This is a genomic window from Streptomyces sp. ICN903 (genome assembly GCF_022015835.1).
In the GTDB taxonomy this organism is placed as follows: Bacteria; Actinomycetota; Actinomycetes; order Streptomycetales; family Streptomycetaceae; genus Streptomyces; species Streptomyces fenghuangensis.
In genome coordinates this window covers 1-4,212 of record NZ_JAKMAY010000409.1, presented here as the reverse complement: position 1 = coordinate 4,212, position 4,212 = coordinate 1, and the positions used below count along the sequence as shown (strand labels likewise).

Sequence of the window (4,212 nt, the reverse complement as noted above, 5' to 3'; positions counted from 1 at the left end):
CCCCCGGCCCGCCCCGCGCTGGAACGAGGGGGCGCCGATGTCGCAGGGCGGTGCGATGATCGCGCACCATGAGAAGTCTGCGGAACAGAAGACGGCACAGGGAGATCGTCGACGTCCACCTCGTACTGCGGCGCGGCGAGGAGGTCCTGCTCGCGCGCCGGGCCGGCACCGGTTACGCGGACGGCCTGCTGAACGCGCCGTCCGGCCACGCCGAGGACGGTGAGGACGTGCGGGAGGCGGTGATCCGGGAGGCGTACGAGGAGATCGGACTGCGCCTCGCGCCCGAGGAGCTGAGGGTCGCCCTCGTGATGCAGCACCGCTCCCCGACCGGGGATCCCCGGATGGGCTGGTTCTTCGAGGCCTGGGCGGATCACGGGCGCGAGCCGGTCAACGCCGAGCCCGACAAGTGCTCGGAGCTGGGCTGGTTCCCGCTGGCCGCGCTGCCCGGCGACATGGTCGCCTACTGCCGGGCCGGTCTGGAGGCGTACCGGGCGGGCCACCGCTTCGCGCTCCACTGGCACCGGCCGGGGGACTCCGTCGCCTACGACCCGGCCGCTCCCGGCCGGGTCGTGGTGCTTCCGGTCACCTGACGCCCGCGAAGGCCGGTGCGGAGGCGGGTGCGGTGTCCGGCCGGGCCCAGCCGGCCGGACCCGGCCGGACGGAGTCAGCCGAACTGCACCGAACGCTTGGCCAGCCCGGCCCAGAAGCCGTCGACGACCGTGTGCTGGGCGCCCAGGTCGGCCTCGCCCGCTCCCAGGGAGACGAACAGCGGCGCGAAGTGGTCGGTGCGCGGGTGGGCGATCCGGCCCGCCGGGGCCCGGTGCTCGAAGTCGAGCAGGGCGTCGAGGTCCGACCTCTCCAGGGCCTCGCCGCCCCACGCGTCGAACTCCTTCGACCAGGACGGAGCCTCGTCGGGTCCGGCGCCCCACGTCAGACCGCGCAGGTTGTGGGTGAAGAAGCCGCTGCCGACGATCAGCACGCCCTCGTCGCGCAGCGGGGCCAGCCTGCGGCCCAGCCGCAGCAGCTCCCCGGGGTCCAGGGTGGGCATCGAGAGCTGGAGCACGGGGACGTCGGCGTCGGGGTACATCTCGGCCAGCGGCACGTACGCGCCGTGGTCCAGGCCCCGGTCCGGCGCGTCGTGCACCGGGGTGCCCGGCCCGGCGAGCAGGGCCCGCACCTTCGCGGCCAGGGCGGGGGCGCCCGGGGCCGGGTAGGCGACGCGGTAGTAGTGCTCGGGGAAGCCGTGGAAGTCGTACACCAGGGGGACGGTCCGGGTGGCGCCCAGCGTCACCGGCGCGGACTCCCAGTGGGCGGAGACGATCAGCACGGCCTCGGGCCGCGGCAGCTTCGCGGACCAGTCGGCGAGCTGCGAGGTCCACAGGGCGTCGTCGGCCAGCGGCGGGGCGCCGTGGCTGAGATACAGCACGGGCATGCGGCCCGCCTCGGGGCCGCCCGGGGCCGGGGGAGTGGTCGCGGTCATGGTGGCGCCTTCCGTTTCTTCTGTGCTCCCGCTGTCCGGGCTCGCGTGGAACCGCGTGTTCGGAGGACGGGGAGGAGGTGGGTCAGGAGCGGGCCAGCAGGGTCGCGCCCGCGACGACGGCGGCCAGCGCGACGGCGGCCGCGCCGTGGGAGAGCCGGTGGGAGCGCAGCACGGGCAGGGCGCGGTCCACGGCCCAGCGGCCGGGGCCGGAGAGGGTGAGCGCGGCGGCGCCCGCGGCGAGGAGGAGCTCGTACTCCACGCCCTGCGGAGCGAAGAAGCCGCCGCCCCACTTCACCGCCACCGCGTTGACCATGGTCCCCAGTACGGCCGCCCCGGCGAGCGGAGTGAGCAGGCCGAGGGCGAGGGCGAGGCCGCCGAGGGTCTCGGTCAGGCCGGCGACCACGGCCATCGCCTCGGGTGAGGGGTAGCCGAGCGAGGCGAAGAACTGCCCGGTGCCCTCGACACCGCCTCCGCCGAACCAGCCGAACAGCTTCTGCGCGCCGTGCGCGGCCATCGTCAGGCCGAGTGCGAGGCGCAGCAGCGCGAGTCCGGCGTCGTGGGCGGTGGACGAGGGCGCCGGGGCGCCGGCGCGGGCACCTGTGGTGGCGTCGGCGCCGGGGAGGGTGCCGGTGGAGGAGGCCATGCGTGTTCTCCTGCTCTGTCGTTCCGATGGTTCAAATTCGAATCACTTGCCGACGGTGAGCGTACAGCTTGGTTTGAATTTGAACAACCGCGTACGATGGGGGCATGAAGGAGCCCCGATGGCTGGACGAGCTGGAGATGGCGGCCTGGCAGGGCTTCCTCGAAGCCGGCAACCGCGTCACCCGAAGGCTTGAGCAGCAGCTCAAGGACGAGGCGGGCCTGTCCCACCCGCAGTACGAGATCCTGGTCCACCTCGCCGAGGCCCCCGGCGGCGAGATCCGCATGACCGAACTGGCCGAACGGCTGATCACCTCCAAGAGCGGCCTGACCTACCAGGTCGGCCAGCTGGAGAGGCGCGGTCTGGTGCGGCGCCGCGCCTGCCCCACCGACGTCCGCGGCGTCTTCGCCGTCCTCACCGAGGAGGGGCGCGAACTGCTGCGCGCCGCGGCCCCCGGCCATGTGGCGACGGTGCGCGAGACGCTCATCGACATCCTCGACCGCGAGGAACTCGCCGTCCTGGCGCGGGCGCTGGGCGAGGTGGGCCGGCGGCTGCGCGACTGAGCGGACGGCGGGCGGAACACCGGTGCGGGCCCCGTCGCCGTACTGCGACGGGGCCCGCACCGGTGTTGTCCGGCCAGGTCAGCGGTACAGCTTCTCCACCGCCGTGCGCACCGTCTCCTTGAAGTCCTTCACCGGGGCGTCCTCGAAGGTGCCCATCTGGCCCCAGGCGACGACCGTGACCGTGCGCCCGTCGCGCCCCACGCCGAACAGGTGGATCCCGTACTCGGACTCCGGCGGGGCGGTGTGGACGCCGTGGATACGGGCGCCCTCCTCGACATCGACGCGGCCGTAGTCCTTCCACTGGGCGGATGCTCCCGGATACCGCTCCCGGAAGTCCGCCGCGCAGTCGCGCACCGACGCCTCGGCCTCGGCGGCCAGCCTGCGGGCCGCGCCGACGCCGGAGGTGCGCACCGTGACCTGGACGGCACCGGTGTCCAGCTCCGTGTGGAACCGCCGGTGCCAGGAGCCCTGTTCGGGCAGAGCGTCCTCCAGGCAGAAGACCGGGTTCTCCGGAAGCCCCGGTGCGACCTCGCCCGCGTACCACGGAGAGAACGGGTGCGGCGGAAGCTGCCCGGGGGAGAGGAAGGCGGGTGCGCCGGTCCGTACGGGCTCGGCCTGCGCCGTACCCGGGACGGTCAGCGCCACGGCCGCGGCGGCCACCGCCGTCACGGCGGCGGCGAGGCGGTTGCGGCGGGTGCGGATGGGCATCGTCTGCGTCCTTTCGGTCGGTGACCGGTCGTCAGGTGGCCGGCGGCCGGCACCACGAGCCTGGAACGCCCCGCCGCACGGCGGCAACACATTCCCGAACAAGCGGGACGCGGGAACGTTCGCGCCTAGGCTGACCTGTGGAAACGCGCGTGCCTGGAACGCGCTTCCCGGAACGGCGCGGACGAGGGGGATGCCATGGGTGCCGCACGGGGGACGGAGGAGTTCGCCTCCTTCCTGAGGGAGCTGAAGGAGCGGTCGGGACACAGCTACGGCACGCTGGCGCGCCGACTGCACACCAGCACCTCCACACTGCACCGGTACTGCAACGGCCGGGCGGTACCGGCGCAGTACGCCCCCGTGGAGCGGCTGGCGAGACTGTGCGGCGCGACTCCGGGGGAACTGCTGGAGCTGCACCGGCGGTGGATGCGGGCCGACGCGCTGCGCGGAATTGAAACGGAGCGGCCGGGTCCGGTGGTGGGGCCCGTTCCCGAGGCACGCTCCGAGCCGGAGCCGGAGCCGGAGCCCGAATCCGTGCCCGTGCCCGTGCCTGAGCCTGAGCCGGAGTCCGAGTCCGAGCCCGCTCCCCGGCGGAGCCGGCTCCGGCCCGGGTTCGGGTTTCGGCTCGGGCCGTGGCCGCTGCCCGCCGTACCCACCGTGATCGCCGTACTCGCCGCGGTCCTCGCCGTCGCGGTCACCACCGCGACGTACCTCCTCCCCGACCGCACCGACCCGGAACGCCGCGCCGCGGGCGTCCCCGCCGCCTCCGCGCCGGGGACGGGCGGTGGCGCCGACGCCACACCGTCCCTCCCCACGTCCCCCTC

5 protein-coding genes and 1 pseudogene are annotated in these 4,212 nt (G+C 74.4%); 3 read left to right on the top strand and 3 right to left on the bottom strand.

The window, feature by feature from the left end; all coding sequences use genetic code 11:
• Positions 1-92: 92 nt before the first annotated feature.
• Positions 93-590 (top strand): annotated as a pseudogene (locus L7D48_RS26775) (NUDIX domain-containing protein); the annotation flags it as partial.
• A 74-nt stretch (positions 591-664) separates the two neighbouring features.
• Here the strand turns inward: L7D48_RS26775 and L7D48_RS26770 are convergent.
• Positions 665-1,480, bottom strand: coding sequence for a dioxygenase (locus tag L7D48_RS26770; RefSeq protein ID WP_237883362.1), 816 nt, complete (start codon positions 1,478-1,480; stop codon positions 665-667).
• An 82-nt stretch (positions 1,481-1,562) separates the two neighbouring features.
• A complete protein-coding gene (locus L7D48_RS26765) occupies positions 1,563-2,123 on the bottom strand; it encodes a DoxX family protein (RefSeq protein ID WP_237883359.1) in 561 nt (186 codons plus the stop codon).
• Between the two features lie 104 nt (positions 2,124-2,227).
• On the opposite strand from L7D48_RS26765, the gene L7D48_RS26760 reads away from it, so the two are divergent.
• Positions 2,228-2,683 (top strand): MarR family winged helix-turn-helix transcriptional regulator, encoded by a 456-nt coding sequence (locus L7D48_RS26760; protein ID WP_237883357.1) that lies wholly within the window; start codon positions 2,228-2,230, stop codon positions 2,681-2,683.
• Positions 2,684-2,761: 78 nt separating this feature from the next.
• Here L7D48_RS26760 and L7D48_RS26755 read toward each other — a convergent pair whose 3' ends face one another.
• Positions 2,762-3,391, bottom strand: a complete 630-nt coding sequence (locus L7D48_RS26755; RefSeq protein ID WP_237883355.1) for a hypothetical protein — start codon at positions 3,389-3,391, stop codon at positions 2,762-2,764.
• Positions 3,392-3,586: 195 nt separating this feature from the next.
• Here L7D48_RS26755 and L7D48_RS26750 point away from each other — a divergent pair.
• The coding region (locus tag L7D48_RS26750; RefSeq protein ID WP_237883353.1) for a helix-turn-helix transcriptional regulator at positions 3,587-4,212 on the top strand (626 nt) is incomplete at its 3' end.